12 protein-coding genes are annotated in these 13381 nt (G+C 65.3%); 4 read left to right on the top strand and 8 right to left on the bottom strand.

Annotated elements, in window-relative coordinates:
• Positions 1 to 15: 15 nt before the first annotated feature.
• Together ACNQR1_RS00760 and ACNQR1_RS00755 are read right to left on the bottom strand one after the other, a co-directional pair.
• Entirely contained in the window at positions 16 to 2913 is a 2898-nt protein-coding gene (locus ACNQR1_RS00760; RefSeq protein WP_418043266.1) for an RND family transporter, read from the bottom strand.
• Positions 2910 to 3356: an MmpS family transport accessory protein gene (locus ACNQR1_RS00755; RefSeq protein ID WP_418043264.1), complete on the bottom strand. Its 447-nt coding sequence runs from the start codon at positions 3354 to 3356 to the stop codon at positions 2910 to 2912. The genes ACNQR1_RS00760 and ACNQR1_RS00755 overlap by 4 nt, the downstream gene beginning before the upstream one ends.
• A gap of 153 nt (positions 3357 to 3509) precedes the next feature.
• On the opposite strand from ACNQR1_RS00755, the gene ACNQR1_RS00750 reads away from it, so the two are divergent.
• Entirely contained in the window at positions 3510 to 4106 is a 597-nt protein-coding gene (locus ACNQR1_RS00750) for a TetR/AcrR family transcriptional regulator (protein ID WP_418043262.1), read from the top strand.
• A gap of 15 nt (positions 4107 to 4121) precedes the next feature.
• Here ACNQR1_RS00750 and ACNQR1_RS00745 read toward each other — a convergent pair whose 3' ends face one another.
• Together ACNQR1_RS00745 and ACNQR1_RS00740 are read right to left on the bottom strand one after the other, a co-directional pair.
• Positions 4122 to 4415, bottom strand: a complete 294-nt coding sequence (locus ACNQR1_RS00745) for a DUF3618 domain-containing protein (protein WP_418043261.1) — start codon at positions 4413 to 4415, stop codon at positions 4122 to 4124.
• Entirely contained in the window at positions 4402 to 4812 is a 411-nt protein-coding gene (locus tag ACNQR1_RS00740; protein ID WP_418043259.1) for a phage holin family protein, read from the bottom strand. Before ACNQR1_RS00740 ends, ACNQR1_RS00745 begins: the two co-directional genes overlap by 14 nt.
• A gap of 168 nt (positions 4813 to 4980) precedes the next feature.
• On the opposite strand from ACNQR1_RS00740, the gene ACNQR1_RS00735 reads away from it, so the two are divergent.
• Positions 4981 to 5253 (top strand): DUF4235 domain-containing protein, encoded by a 273-nt coding sequence (locus tag ACNQR1_RS00735; RefSeq protein WP_418043257.1) that lies wholly within the window; start codon positions 4981 to 4983, stop codon positions 5251 to 5253.
• A gap of 15 nt (positions 5254 to 5268) precedes the next feature.
• Here ACNQR1_RS00735 and ACNQR1_RS00730 read toward each other — a convergent pair whose 3' ends face one another.
• The 4 genes from ACNQR1_RS00730 to ACNQR1_RS00715 form a co-directional block, all read right to left on the bottom strand.
• The gene (locus tag ACNQR1_RS00730) at positions 5269 to 5760 is read right to left on the bottom strand and encodes a hypothetical protein (protein WP_418043255.1); all 492 of its coding nucleotides are present in this window, start codon (positions 5758 to 5760) and stop codon (positions 5269 to 5271) included.
• A 113-nt stretch (positions 5761 to 5873) separates the two neighbouring features.
• Positions 5874 to 6515: a DUF1361 domain-containing protein gene (locus tag ACNQR1_RS00725; protein ID WP_418043253.1), complete on the bottom strand. Its 642-nt coding sequence runs from the start codon at positions 6513 to 6515 to the stop codon at positions 5874 to 5876.
• 91 nt (positions 6516 to 6606) lie between these two features.
• Positions 6607 to 8196, bottom strand: a complete 1590-nt coding sequence (locus ACNQR1_RS00720; RefSeq protein WP_418043251.1) for a phospholipase D-like domain-containing protein — start codon at positions 8194 to 8196, stop codon at positions 6607 to 6609.
• Positions 8197 to 8290: 94 nt separating this feature from the next.
• A complete protein-coding gene (locus tag ACNQR1_RS00715) occupies positions 8291 to 10129 on the bottom strand; it encodes an acyl-CoA dehydrogenase (protein WP_418043249.1) in 1839 nt (612 codons plus the stop codon).
• Between the two features lie 235 nt (positions 10130 to 10364).
• Here ACNQR1_RS00715 and ACNQR1_RS00710 point away from each other — a divergent pair, with 235 nt between their 5' ends.
• Complete coding sequence (locus ACNQR1_RS00710) at positions 10365 to 11444, top strand: dihydrodipicolinate reductase (protein ID WP_418043248.1); 1080 nt, start codon at positions 10365 to 10367, stop codon at positions 11442 to 11444.
• A gap of 98 nt (positions 11445 to 11542) precedes the next feature.
• The gene (locus tag ACNQR1_RS00705) at positions 11543 to 13285 is read left to right on the top strand and encodes a DUF3556 domain-containing protein (RefSeq protein ID WP_418043247.1); all 1743 of its coding nucleotides are present in this window, start codon (positions 11543 to 11545) and stop codon (positions 13283 to 13285) included.
• Positions 13286 to 13381: the final 96 nt, after the last annotated feature.

Genomic DNA, 13381 nt, shown 5'->3' with positions numbered 1-13381 from the left:
GCCGGGCCCCGGAAACTAGTTCGATGTCGTCGGCTCGGCTTCCGGTTCGAGTAGGCGGCGTACCGAGGTGCGAGATCCGTACGGGCGCAACATGCGGCTGGCCGGCCGGGGTCGCACGATCTGCGGCCACCAGAACCACCGGCCGAGCAGCGCCGCGATGGACGGGGTCATGAACGACCGCACGATCAAGGTGTCGAACAGCAGACCGAGCCCGATCGTGGTGCCGATCTGGCCGAGCACGATGAGATCGCTGAAGATGAACGAGGACATGGTGGCGGCGAACACCAGGCCGGCCGCGGTCACCACCCGGCCGGTGCCGGCCATGGCACGGATGACACCGGTCTTGAGTCCGGCCCCGATCTCTTCCTGGAACCGGGATATCAACAGCAGGTTGTAATCGGCGCCGACCGCCAGCAGCAGGATGATGGCCAGTGCCAGCACGATCCAGTACAGCTGGATGCCGAAGATGTACTGCCACACCAGGACCGACAGACCGAACGACGCTCCCAACGACAGCACGACCGTCCCGACGATGACCATCGCGGCGACCAGGCTGCGGGTGATGAACATCATGATGAGCAGGATGAGGCTGATCGCGGCCAGCGCGGCGATCAGCAGGTCGTATTTGGCGCCGTCCTGGATGTCCTTGTACGCCGAGGCGGTTCCGGCCACGTAGATCTTGGCGTCCGACAGGGGAGTGGCCTTGATCGCGTCGAACGCGGAGTCCTTGATCGCGTCGATGTGTGAGATGCCCTCGGGTGTGGCGGGAGTGCCCTCGTGCGTGATGATCATGCGGGCGGCCTTGCCGTCCGGTGAGAGGAACAGTTTCAGGCCGCGCTTGAAGTCAGGGTTGTCGAAGGCCTCCGGCGGCAGATAGAACGAGTCGTCGTTCTTGGCGGAGTCGAAGGCCTGGCCCATCGCGGTCGAATTCTCGAGGGCTTCCTGGGATTGCGAGTTGGTCCCCGCCGTCGTGGCGTAGTTGGACAGGGTCAGATCACGGTTGCGCTCCTGGATGGCGATCTGCGGCGGTAGCAGTGCCACGAGCTTCGGCTGCAGGGCGTCGAGCTTGTCCAAACTCGCGGTGATCTGGCCGAACTGGTCGCTGAGTTTGTCGATCCCGTCGAGTGCGTCGAACACCGACCGCAACGCCGCGCACATGGGGATGTCGAAACAGTGCGGTTCCCAGTAGAAGTAGTTGCGCAGCGGGCGGAACTGATCGTCGAAGTTGGCGATCTTGTCGCGCAGGTCGTTGACGATCGCGACGGTGTCGTGGAACGCCTGGGTCTGCTCGTGCGTGGCGGCAGCACTGGCCTGTTGCAACGCGACCTGCTGCTTGAGGATGTTGATCGTGTTCGACAGCTCGTTGGCCTGCTTGAGCAGATCGGCGGCGCGATCCTGCTGATAGCCCAAATTCATGATCTGGCTGGCACTTTGGGCGCTGATCTGAAATGGGATGGAACTGTGCTTGATCGGGGTGCCCAGGGGGCGGGTGATGGACTGGACCAGAGCGATGCCGCGGGTGTGCAGAACGGCCTTGGCGACGCGCTCGAGTACCAGCATGTCCGCGGGGTTGCGCATGTCGTGATCGGTTTCGATCATCAGCAGTTCGGGGTTCAGCCGGGCTTCCGAGAAGTGGCGGGTGGCAGCGGTGTAGCCGATGTTGGCCGGTGCCGATTCGGGTAGGTAGGGGCGGCCGTCGTAGCTGGTCTTGTACCCAGGAAGGGCGAGCAGGCCGATGAGCGCGATCAGGCACGACACCACCAGGATGGGACCGGGCCAACGGACGATCGCGGTGCCGATGCGGCGCCATCTCGGCGCCCGTGGGTTGCGTTTGGGCTCAAGGAGTCCGAACCGGCTGCCGATGGTCAATACGGCGGGCCCCAGCGTCAGCGCGGCCACCAGCGTCACGAGCACGCCGATGGCGGCAGGCACACCCAGGGTCTGGAAGTAGGGCAGCCGGGTGAAGTGCAGGCAGGCCACGGCTCCGGCGATGGTCAGTCCCGAACCGACGATGACATGTACGGTGCCGCGAAACATGTCGTAATACGCCGCTTCTCGGTCCATGCCACGGCTACGCGCTTCGTGATAGCGGCCGACGATGAAGATGCCGTAGTCCGTGCCGGCGGCGATGGCCAGCAGCGTCAGCAGGTTCGTCGAGTAGGTGGACAGGCCGATGACCCCGGAGTGCGCGAGCGCGGCGACGACGCCGCGAGCGGCCGCCAGCTCGATCAGGACCGTGACGAGCATGAGGAGCATCGTGACGAGGGATCGGTAGACCACGAGCAGCATCACCGCGATGACCAAGAAGGTTATGCCGGTGACCTTTTCGGTGCCCTTGCTGCCGACCTCGAAGTTGTCGGTGATGAGCGGTGCGGCACCGGTGACGTAGGCCTTCACCCCGGGCGGCGGCGGGACGCTCGCCACGATCTCGCGGATGGCGTCGACGGACTGATTCGACAGCGCCTCGCCCTGGTTGCCGGCCAGGTACACCTGCACCAGCGCGGCCTTGCCGTCCTTGCTCTGCGAACCTCCCGCGGTGAGCGGGTCCCCCCAGAAATCCTGGATGTGCTCGACATGCTCGGTGTCCTCAGCAAGTCGTTTCACCAGGGTGTCGTAGAAGCGGTGGGCGTCATCGCCCAGGGGCTTGTCGCCTTCGAGCACGATCATCGCGGCGCTGTCGGAGTTGAACTCGTCGAAGACCTGACCGATGTGTCGCATCGCCATCGTCGACGGTGCATCGGGGGCGTTGAGCCCGACCGAACGTGCGGCACCGACGACTTCGAGCTGTGGCACAAGGATGTTCGTCAGCGCGGCGATGGCCACCCAGACGAGCACGATCGGTACGGCGAGCAGACGAATGGTCCGCGCCGTCCTGGAGCCGGCGGCTGTATCTTCGGTGTGCTGCCCGTTCATGCGGACTTGTCCAAGCAGGCGATGTAACCGTTCACGTTGCTGGTGGTCCTTTCGTCCTTGACCACACCGTTGACGGTGATGCGACAGCCGATGGACTCACCGTCCCCCTGCGCTCGCAGGTCGGCGAACATCGTCGGGTCGTCGGTGACCAGAGTCTGCGACCAGGGCAGCGTCACGTCCTCGGCCCGCTGCGGCTGTGCGTTGATGTCGAGGTAATTGATGGTGGCGACCGAGCCCGGTGATCCGAACACTTCGAAGAGAACCCGCTTCGGGTTGTATCCGGTGTTCTCCAGGGTGTCGGCACTGGGCCGTGACACCTCGTTGTCGGAACCGAATATTCCGTGGAGCCGACTGACGGTGAAGGCGACCACCGCGACCACCAGCACGGCAACGATCACCGTCCAACGCCGCCTGATCAGGCTTCCCACCGAGATCCCCTGCATCTCAGAGCCTTTCGACAACGATCTTGACCGCGCCGTCCGGCGGGAGTCTCAGCCGTTCTAATGCATCTGAACGGTACCGTACGGTACAGTTCAATCGGGGGCAAGAGTTAAGGCCGATTGAGTTTGGCTTCCTCCTAGTGAAAGGTTTGCGCGGTGTCTCCCGCTTCGACGCAGGATGTCTCGGTCCAGGACTCGCCGTGGACCGAGCGGGAAGCCGAGTTGCTGGCGGTGACCCTGCGGCTGCTGCAGCAGCACGGCTATGACCGGTTGACCGTGGAAGCCGTTGCGACCGAAGCCAAGTCGAGCAAGGCCACCATCTACCGCCGGTGGCCGTCGAAGACCGAACTGGTGCTGGCGGCCTTCATCGAGGGCACCCGGGTTCAGCTGGTCCCGCCCGACACCGGCTCGTTACGCACCGATCTGCTGAGTATCGGTGCGTCGGTCTGTGCCCAGGCGCGCGAGCACGGCAGCACGATGAGCGCGATCATGTCCGAGGTGGCGCACAGCCCCGAGTTGAGTGCGGCCCTACAGAACCAGTTCGTACTGCAGCGCAAGAAACTGATGGCCGAGGTTCTTGCCGCCGCGGTCGAGCGGGGCGAGATCGACGCCGCGGCCGTCCACGACGAGTTGTGGGACGTGATGCCGGGCTATCTGGTGTTCCGGTCCCTGATTCCCGGGCGTCCGCCGACCGAGGCGACCGTTCGCGCCCTCGTCGACGACGTGCTGATGCCCAGCCTGACCCGGTTCTGAGCTACGGCCGCCCGGTCAGCGGCGCCGCCACCACACCAGCAGGCCGACCGCCGCGATGACGGCGATCACGGCGGCTGCAGGCACCGCCGGCTTGGACCTTGCGGCCTCGGTCGCGGCGTGGGCCCGGTCGACGACGGCATCCTTCGTCTCGGCGACCTTGTCCTGGGCGCGGCCCTTGACGTCGAGTTTGTCTGACAGTGCAGCCACTGTCTCGCCCAACTCGCTGCGCGTCTTGTCGATGTCGGACTGCAGTTCGTCGATTCCGGCGTCCGGCCCTGGCTCGGGCGGAAGGCGATCAGCGTTGGCCATGTCGTGCCTCCTTGAGCTCATCGAGATCCTGCTTGACGCTGTCCAGTGATTCGGTAGCCGGCGGCGGAACCTGCTTCGCCTGGCTGCGGCTGACCATCGCGGCCACTGCGGCACCGATGAACAGCACCACGGCGACGATGGCCGCGGCGGCCCAGACCGGCAGGGCCAGAGAGATCGCCGCGACGGCGGCGGCAATGGCTGTCATGAGACCGAGCACCGCCAGCAGACCGGCGGCACTGATCAATCCGGCGCCGATGCCGGCGTGACGCGCCGACTCCTGCAACTCCCGCCGTGCCAACCGCAACTCATCGCGTACCAGTCGTGTCGTCTGCTCCTGCAACTGGCCGAGGAGTTGAGCCGTGGACGCTTGGCTGGTCGATCTTGATTCGGTAGTCATCGTCGGGCCTTTCCCCATGCGTACTACTTCTTCCACAGCTGTGCCCGACACGGGGCCGGGCAAAACCTCGAAAGGGCATCTACGCCGTTAGAACTGTTCGGTTCGGGGTACCCGCACGTCAGCCCGGAAGCCGTTTCTTCCGGGCTGGTGCCGATGCGAGGAGGAGCCGTGAGCCGACTCTCGAAGATGCTGTACATGCCGCTGTCGATGGCGACGAGTGTGGGCGGGGGCCTGCTGGCCGGCGCGGTGTTCACCCAGATCTGGAAGCGCATCGATCAGCCAAATCTGGAACCGCCCGATCCCAAGGATCTCGAACGGTCCGGCGCCAAAGCCTTGACGGCGGCAGCTATCCAGGGATTGGTGTTCGGACTGGTCCGCGCCGCCGTCGATCGGGCAGGGGCAAAGAGTTACCGGGCGCTTGCCCATGAATCACCGGTCTGAGGCAGACCGGTTCGGTCATGCCGACCAGGCCCGTCGGCTGGTTGCGCGTACGCGGCTGACGGCGACGTGGTGCGAACCGTCGCAGCGTGCGGCAGGGGTGAGTGGGTCGTTTTGGCGGCCGTGGGCGCGGTTGATGTGCCGGCCGAGCGCACGCTTTTGCTGGTTGGTCAGTGAGCGGTCGCGGTGGGCCAGGAGATCCAGTTGCTGCCAGCTCAGCCCGTCGAGCTCACCGTCGGGGTCGTGCGTGGCGACGACGACGCATCCGCGCAGCAGCGGAACCGTCTTGGGGGTGAAAGCTGTTGTGGCCAGCAGCAGTTCGGTGGCCTTTCGGTTCACGTGACGCTGGCACGAGTGTGTCGACGGACTGAACCAGAAGTCGAACTGCCGATCGGCGGAGGTCAGGCAGTGCAGCCCGTGGTCGTGGACGAGCTGGTTGATGTCGGCGGTGGTGTAGGCCCGGGTCTCATAGACGGCGCCGTAGACGCTGAAATATAGGACGGTGTTCATGGTGATGATCCATTCGCCTCTTTTTTCTGCTTTGGTGCGGTCGCAGGTTTGCTCCGCTGATACAGAAGTTACCCATGTGGCGAATGGGACAAACCTCGATAACGATCAGAACACTATCTGCGCACATTCAGCCCGTTGAGTGCCCAGACTGTCAGGTACGCCAGCCCGAAGAACGCAGCGACAGCTATCGCCACCCCGGTCGACTGCACGTAGGACAGCGGTGAGCGCATCCAGTCGAACGTCGCCGCGACCACCGCATCCGGCTGGGTTACCAGATCCCAGGAGTTCCATCGCTGGAACCGGCCGATGACCACACCCACCGCGCACGCCGCAACCGACAGCACGACGGCCAGCCAGCCCCAGAACGCGCCGAACTCGTCGTCGAGGCGTTGATGTACCAACAGCAGCGACACGACCCCCAGCAGAATCCCGGTCCACGCGGCGAATCCGTACTGCAACACGTGGCGCCACAGCTCGTATCCCTCGCCGAGGTGGACCAGATCGGTCACCAGATACGGCGCGTTGGGCAGGAACGCCAACCAGGCCAGCCCCAGCGGCAGCAACCACAGCCGGCGCTCGACCAGATCGAACGCGATCGCGACGACCATCGGAATCCACGCCAGCACCAGGTTCCACACCAGGAACTTGGTCGGGTACGACATGGGTGCGGCCGGATCGGTGATCCCCAGAGCGAGGGTCAGCGCTGTCGTCGCCATCAGCGAGACGACCAGCAGGATGCCGCGGGCTTCGGTCATGCGTTCAGTCTGTCATCCGCCGAATGTTGGCTGATGTCCCATGTTTCGGCCGAATTCGAGACACAACCCGACGTTGGGCTTGGCCACCGCTCTACCAGCGCTGGCGTAGCCGGTCGCGGTAAGACCGCCCGTCGGGGTCGTAGACGGCGCGGTACGCCGGTTTGGCCCACGCCTGGGTGAGCCGGCCGAGACGCTCGGGTTGATGCGGCCGGAGGCGCCCGGGCGGGCGCGGGCCGGTCCGCCCGCCGTCGTGCCAGTCCTGCAGCGCCTGCGCCGATGCCGTTACGGCCTCGACCGCTGCCGCTGGATCGATCAGGTCGACGTCGTCGTGGGCGGCGAGATCGAGATGTTCGGCGAGCAGCCGCATCCGGAGGTTGCGGGCGAACACTCGGGCGCCATCACCGCGGCCCGCCGGGTCATGGGGTTCACGTTGGTCGCGGGTGTCGTCGAGTACTGCGCACGACAACTCGCTGTCGTGCGTCCAGGACCGCCGGTTGAAGTTGTCGCTGCCGACGCAGGCCCAGACATCGTCGATCACACACACTTTTGCGTGTACGTAAACCGGTGTCCCCATGTGGTTTTCGACATCGAAGATATGTACCCGCCGGGGGTCGGCGGCGCGGCACGTCTCGATGGCCTGCTGGCGGCCCACCTGGTTGGGTGGCAGGGCCAAGCGGCCATCGACATCGGGGTGTCGCGGCACCACCGCGATCAGATGTAGGTAAGGGTTGTTCGCCAACGCGTCGGCGAACAACTGCGAAACCTGCTTGGACCACAGGTACTGGTCTTCGAGGTAGATCAGGCTCCTGGCCCGCTGCACGGCTTTCGTGTACCCACGTGCCACGCTGCGCTCACCGCGCGGGGCAAACGCGTACTCGAAGTGGGCATCGGGATAGGTCCGCAGTACCTGCACCGCCTGTCGGCCGCAGGGTGGGGGATCGGGCGGCTGCGGCGGCAATGTACCGGCGCTCAGGTCGGAGCCGCGAAGTTTATCGGCGATCCAGGCGATCGGCGACAGCATGTCCAACGGTGCCGGGTCGGTCCAGCGCTCCCGGAACGTGAAGTCCAGCGAGCCGACCGCCGGTCCTTGGATGCGTAGCTGGACGTCGTGCCACGGTGGGTGTTCGCCGTACTGGCGGGCCATCCGCATCGGCTGTGGGTCCCCATGATGGTCGGCGTCGTCGCGCCGCGAGTGGCACAGGTCGATACCGCCGGCGAAGGCGACGTCGCGTTCAGGTGCGCCGGGATGGCGCAGTACGACGAGCTTTTGGTGATGGGAACCGCCGATGCGCACCCGTTGGTCGAGCAGCACCTCCCCACCCGCCGCCTCGATCACGTCACCGAGATGCCGGTTCTCCTCCTCGCTGTAGGCGAATCGGTCCAGGTGCGAGCGCCACATCAGGCCCTTGACGACAACGCCACGCTCTGCCGCCTGGCAGAACAGCTGGGCGATGGTGGGTCCGTCATCGCGCATCCGTTCGTCGGGGTCGCCGCGCCAGTCGGTGAAGAACAGATGGTCGCCCCGCCGCATCTCGCTCACCTCGGCGGCCAACCGATCGAAGTAGGTCGCGCCATGGATCAGCGCTTCGACCCGGTTGCCGGCACACCAGTCCGGCAACGAGGTGTCCGGATTGCCGCGTTCCTCCTTCGTGAGGAACCAATTCGTCAACTCTGTGGGCACAGTCCGGGAATACCCGTTGGCGGTCGTGTCTCCACCCGGTGCATCAAAGACAAACGCCCCCGGGGTGACCCGGGGGCGTTTGACTTCGAACTTCTTAGAACGCAGCCTCGTCGAGCTCCATCACCTCGTTGTCGAGGGTCTCGATGACCTGACGGGTGCTGGTGAGCAGCGGCAGCATGTTCTTGGCGAAGAACGACGCGGCGCCGATCTTGCCCTCGAGGTAGCTGCGCTCCTCGCCCGTGGCGCCGGCGTCGAGCTTCTCGATCGCCACCGCGGCCTGGCGGGCCAGCAGCCAGCCGAGGAGCAGGTCGCCGACCGACATCAGGAAGCGGACCGAACCGAGGCCCACCTTGTAGATGCTGGCGGCATCCTCCTGCGCGGCCATCAGGTAGCCGGTGAGGGTGGCGGCCATGCCCTGGACGTCGGCCAGTGCGGTGCCCAGCAGCTCGCGCTCGGTCTTGAGGCGTCCGTTGCCGGTCTCGTTCTTGATGAACTGCTCGATCTCGCCGGCCACGAATGCCAGCGCCTGGCCCTTGTCGCGGACAATCTTGCGGAAGAAGAAGTCCTGCGCCTGGATGGCGGTGGTGCCCTCGTAGAGCGAGTCGATCTTCGAGTCGCGGACGTACTGCTCGAGCGGGTAGTCCTGCAGGAAGCCGGAGCCACCGAAGGTCTGCAGCGACTCCTGGCCCAGCAGGACGAAGGCCCGTTCGGAGCCGCAGCCCTTGACGATCGGCAGCAGCAGGTCGTTGACCTTGTGGGCCAGCTCGGGCTCCACCCCGTGGACGGCCTTGGCAACGTCCTCGTCCTGGAAGGTCGCGGTGTAGAGGTAGACGGCGCGCATGCCCTCGGCGTAGGCCTTCTGGGTCATCAGGGACCGGCGCACGTCGGGGTGATGGGTGATGGTGACGCGCGGGGCGGCCTTGTCCATCATCTGGGTCAGGTCGGCACCCTGGACGCGCTCCTTGGCGTACTCGAGGGCGTTCAGGTAACCGGTCGACAGGGTTGCGATGGCCTTGGTACCCACCATCATTCGGGCCTGCTCGATGACGTCGAACATCTGCGCGATGCCGTTGTGCACCTCGCCGACCAGCCAGCCCTTGGCGGGAACGCCGTGCTGACCGAAGGTCAGCTCACAGGTGGTGGAGACCTTCAGGCCCATCTTGTGCTCGACGTTGGTGACGAAGGCGCCGTTGCGCTCGCCCAGCTCACCGGTCTCGAAGTCGAAGAGGAACTTGGGTACGAAGAACAGCGACAGACCCTTGGTGCCCGGGCCTGCGCCCTCGGGGCGGGCCAGCACCAGGTGCATGATGTTCTCGAACATATCGTCGGAGTCGGCGGACGTGATGAACCGCTTCACGCCGTCGATGTGCCAGGAGCCATCCTCCTGCTGGACGGCCTTGGTGCGGCCGGCGCCCACGTCGGAACCGGCGTCGGGCTCGGTGAGCACCATGGTGGCGCCCCAGCCGCGCTCGGCGCCCAGCACTGCCCACTTCTTCTGCTCTTCAGTGGCGTTGTTGTAGAAGATCTCGCACATGCCCGCGCCCATCGCGTACATGTAGGCCGCGGGGTTGGCGCCGAGGATGTGCTCGATCAGCGCCCACTGCAGGGCACGCGGCACCGGCATACCGCCGAGTTCCTCGGAGAGGCCGACCTTGTCCCAGCCACCCTCGAGGAGGGCGCGCATCGACTTCTTGAACGACTCCGGCAGCGTGACGCTATGGGTCTTGGGATCGAAGACGGGAGGGTTGCGGTCGCCGTCGGCGAACGACTCGGCGATGGGTCCCTCGGCCAGTCGGGCGATCTCCGCGAGCATCTCGCGAGCCGAATCCTGATCGAGATCCGCAAACTTGCCGGTGCCGAACACCTTGTCGATGCCGAACACGTCGAACAGGTTAAAGACCTGGTCACGGACATTGCTCTTGTAGTGGCTCACTTTTCCTCCTTGTGGAATGCCACCTGAGGTTGGGTACTTTGGATAAGTTACCCACCAGTAACTGCGGCTAACTATACCGTTCAGTAACTTCAACGCAAAGAGACTCTGAGCAATTTCTGAAAGCTAACCAACCCAGTGGTTGATCGAGCTTTGTACTCCTCAGTGAAAACGCCTCTGGCCAGCGGTTTTAGCGCAATGTGACTATCCTCACGAATATCGCCACTAAGGTGGGCGGATGCGTCGAATCGCGGTGTGGGGCACGGGGAACATGGGTGCGACGGCCATCAGGTCGGCCACGGGATTTCCTGGGCTGGAACTGGCTGCAGTCATCACGTCATCTCCGGACAAGGCTGGTCGTGACGCCGCGACATTCGCCAAGCTCGACGGGCCCACCGGTGTCACCGCCACCACCGACGTGGACGCGGCGCTCGCCCAGTGCGACGCCGTCGCCTATATGTCCTCCGGCGACATCCGTCCCGAGGAGGCCGTCGCCGAGATAGAGCGCTGCCTGCGCGCGGGCAAACAGGTGGTGACACCGTCGCTGTACTCGCTCTACGACCCGGCCTCGGCTCCGGCGGAGTGGGTCGAGCGACTCACCGACGCCGCGGTGGCCGGAAACTCCGCGCTTCTGGTCAGCGGCGTGGACCCGGGCTGGGGCAACGACGCACTGGCGGTGATCGCGGCCGGATTGTGTACCCGGATCCGCACCATCCGGTGTCAGGAGATCTTCGACTACTCCACCTACAACCAGCCGCATTCGGTGCGGGTGCTGTGTGGTTTCGGCGGGTCGATGGACGAGACGCCGATGATGTTGCTGCCGTCCATCCCGACCATGGTGTGGGGTGGGAATGTGCGGTTGATCGGCCGCGGGCTGGGTCTGGAGATCGACGAGATCACCGAGACGGTCGAGCGGCTGCCGCTGACCGAGGCCGTCGACAACGTCATGGGCCGGTTCGAGGCCGGAACGCAGGGTGCGTTCCGCCTCCAGGTCATCGGATGGGCCGACGGTGTCGAGCGGGTGGTCATCGAGCACATCACCCGCATCGACCCGTCCTGTGCGCCGGACTGGCCGCAGCCGGACGAAGGGGTCGGCGACCACCGGGTGATCGTCGACGGCGACCCGCAACTGAGCATCGTGGTGCGTGCCGACGTGCCCGGTGGCACCCGCGCCGACGGCGGCAACACCACCGCGGCCAACCGCCTGCTCGGCGCGATCGACTGGCTGGCCACACAGAAGCCCGGTATCTACGACGGACTCGACGTGCCGCTGCACCCGCCGCTGCCTGCCGAGGTCGAGGCCACCCGCTGGATTTGACCGACCCGGCCGGCGAGCGCGCTTGCTGACGCAAACAACGGGTCGCTGCCCAAACCCAAAGCGCCGCGCAATCATCGACTGAAGCGGAACATTCCGGCATGGGGTTTCTCCAGCCGAACCTGCCGGTGGTCGACATCGCCGAATGGCGCACGGGCACGCGCGCCGAGCGGATCGTTCCGATGGCGCGCCACATCGCCGAGAACGGTTTCGGCACACCGCTGGTGATGCCGCTGATGTACGGCGTGAAGATCGTGCTGTACGTCCTGGGCGCGTGGTTGTTCGCACTGTCGACGCGGGGCATCGACGGTTTCACGAACGTCGCGTCGTGGTGGTTGGAGCCGATCGTCTTCCAGAAGGCGGTGCTCTACACCATGTTGTTCGAGGTGGTGGGTCTCGGCTGCTGCTTCGGGCCGATGGCCGGCCGCTACTTCCCGCTGATGGGGTCGATCCTGTACTGGTTGCGGCCGGGCACCGTCCGGCTGCCGCCGTGGCCGGACCGGGTGCCGTTTACCAAGGGCAACAACAGATCTCCGGTCGACGCGGCGTTGTACGCTGCTCTGCTCGCATTGCTCGTGATCGCCCTGGTGTCCGACGGCACCGGTCCGATCCCGGTCTTGGACAGCACGATCGGTGTACTGCCGTGGTGGCAGACCGTCGCGGTTCTGTCGGTCCTGGCCGTGCTCGGCGTGCGGGACAAGGTGATCTTTCTTGCCGCCCGCGGTGAGGTGTACGCGCCGCTGGCATTGGTCTTCCTGTTCGCCGGTGCGGACATCGTCGTCGGCGCCAAGGTGGTTTTCCTGGTCATCTGGCTGGGCGCGGCCACCAGCAAGCTCAATGTGCATTTCCCGTTCGTGATCTCGACGATGCTGGCGAACAACCCGTTCGTCCCCCGCGGCTTCCTCAAGCGGTCGATGTTCAAGCAGTATCCCGACGACCTACGGCCCAGTCGGGCTGCCGCGACCATCGCGCACTTCTCGACGGCGGTGGAGGGGCTGGTCCCCCTGGTGCTGTTCTTCTCCCATGGCGGCTGGCCCACGGCGATCGCGGCGTTCGTGATGGTCGTGTTCCACCTGAACATTCTGCTGTCGTTCCCCATGGGTGTTCCGCTCGAATGGAACGTCTTCATGATCTTCGGGGTGCTGTGGATCTTCGTCGGCCACGCGCACCTCGGGCTGTCCGACGTCGCGAACCCGTGGCCGGTGGCCGTGCTGTTCGCGGTCCTCGCCGGCGTCGTGGTGCTCGGAAACCTGTTTCCGGCCAAGGTTTCGTTCCTGCCCGGCATGCGGTACTACGCAGGCAACTGGGACACCACCGTGTGGTGTGTGAAGCCGTCGGCCGACGAGAAGTTGCGCACGGGCGCGCGTGCGCTCGGCCCGATGTATCACCATCAGCTGAAACGGTTGTACGGCGACGACGAATCACCGCTGATCGTCATGTATCTGGGCTACGCTTTCCGCGGCATGAACACCCACGGCCGGGCATTGTTCACCTTGGCGCACCGGGCGATGGCCGGCCGTCCCGAGTCCGAGTACAACCTGTGTGAGGGTGAACAGGTCTGCGCGATGCTGCTCGGGTGGAACTTCGGTGACGGCCATATGCACAACGAGTGCCTGATCGAAGCCATGCAGCAGCGTTGTGGATTCGAACCGGGCGAGATCCGCGTGGTGATCCTCGATTCGCAACCGATTCACATCAAGCGGCAGCGGTACCGGCTCGTCGACGCAGCGACCGGCGAATTCGAGCGTGGCTACGTCGATGTCGACGACATGGCGGTCAACCAGCCGTGGGCGGACGACATTCCGGTGCACGTCGAGCGGGGTGCGGCAGCCGGTATGGCCTGACGACTTGCGTTCTCTCCGACGAGAAGTCCCCGCAAGCGGGAGGGGCCCAGCCGCGGTACCCGAAAATCAGCGTTCTCGGGTACCGCAGCGTGTGCT

This window comes from Mycobacterium sp. 48b, assembly GCF_048282725.1.
Lineage (GTDB): Bacteria > Actinomycetota > Actinomycetes > Mycobacteriales > Mycobacteriaceae > Mycobacterium.
This window is presented reverse-complemented; position numbering and strand designations above follow the sequence as displayed.

Coding starts and splice junctions, on each gene's coding strand:
- ACNQR1_RS00705 (WP_418043247.1), top strand. CDS start 11,543: ATGGGGTTTCTCCAGCCGAACCTGCCGGTGGTCGACATCGCCGAATGG.
- ACNQR1_RS00755 (WP_418043264.1), bottom strand. CDS start 3,356: ATGCAGGGGATCTCGGTGGGAAGCCTGATCAGGCGGCGTTGGACGGTG.
- ACNQR1_RS00740 (WP_418043259.1), bottom strand. CDS start 4,812: ATGACTACCGAATCAAGATCGACCAGCCAAGCGTCCACGGCTCAACTC.
- ACNQR1_RS00725 (WP_418043253.1), bottom strand. CDS start 6,515: ATGACCGAAGCCCGCGGCATCCTGCTGGTCGTCTCGCTGATGGCGACG.
- ACNQR1_RS00745 (WP_418043261.1), bottom strand. CDS start 4,415: ATGGCCAACGCTGATCGCCTTCCGCCCGAGCCAGGGCCGGACGCCGGA.
- ACNQR1_RS00710 (WP_418043248.1), top strand. CDS start 10,365: ATGCGTCGAATCGCGGTGTGGGGCACGGGGAACATGGGTGCGACGGCC.
- ACNQR1_RS00730 (WP_418043255.1), bottom strand. CDS start 5,760: ATGAACACCGTCCTATATTTCAGCGTCTACGGCGCCGTCTATGAGACC.
- ACNQR1_RS00760 (WP_418043266.1), bottom strand. CDS start 2,913: ATGAACGGGCAGCACACCGAAGATACAGCCGCCGGCTCCAGGACGGCG.